The following is a 750-nucleotide window of genomic DNA, read 5'->3' as shown; positions in this document are numbered from 1 at the left end:
GTGACGGTCGGGGCGGTCATGGGTGGGCTGTCTCCTCGTGGTCGACGAGCGTGATGGCCCCGCTGGGGCACAGGTCGGCGGCGAAGCGCACCTCGTCGGCGTACCGCCCGTCCGGCGCCGCGACGACCAGGGCCACCCGGCCGTCCGACGCGTCCTGCTCGAACACCTCGGGCGCGGCGCCGACGCACTGGCCCGCGCTGCAACAGAGTTCGCGGTCCAAGAGCACGGTGAGCGAGGGCTGCCGGTCGGAGGGGGTGCGGAGGGTGTTGAGCGTGGTGCACATGGTGGCGGTCTGGCCCGCCAGGACCAGGAGTTCGACGAGCTGCTGGGGGCTCAAGGCGCGCGCGAGCCGGTCCCAAAGTCCCTCCGGGAGGGAGGAGTTGACGGCCAGCAGGTCCGCCGCCTCCAGGAGGGCGCGGTCCTCCGGCTGCCAGGGGTGGGTGGCCAGGTCGGCCGCCGTCGCGTCGGTCTCCCCGTCCGTCAGCCCGGCGTCCGCGGCCCGCGTGCGGTGCCGCCCGTGGACGTAGGGCGCGTCGAGCCGGTGGGCGACGCGCAGGACGATCAACTCCCGCCTGCGGTGGCCGAGGGTGCCCTCGTGGGTGAGGACACGCGCGAGGGAGAGCCAGGCGTGGGCCAGCACGGGGTGGTGGGCGAGGGTGCCGAACAGGTTCTCCCGGCCGGGCCCGTCCTGCCGGGAGTCGGCGAGCAACGACCGTAGGACCGGGGGCCATTCGGCGGACGGGAGGGGAG

General features: G+C 75.1%; 1 protein-coding gene. It reads right to left on the bottom strand.

Features of this window, described 5'->3' with window-relative positions; genetic code table 11:
* Window positions 1-16: 16 nt before the first annotated feature.
* The coding region (locus ACNFOC_RS54860; protein ID WP_416966379.1) for a (4Fe-4S)-binding protein at window positions 17-750 on the bottom strand (734 nt) is incomplete at its 5' end.

Origin of the sequence: Streptomyces colwelliae (assembly GCF_048158785.1) — a bacterium.
GTDB lineage: Bacteria > Actinomycetota > Actinomycetes > Streptomycetales > Streptomycetaceae > Streptomyces.
Note: the sequence above shows the minus strand (reverse complement) of the source record. Positions and strands in the feature narration are given on the sequence as shown.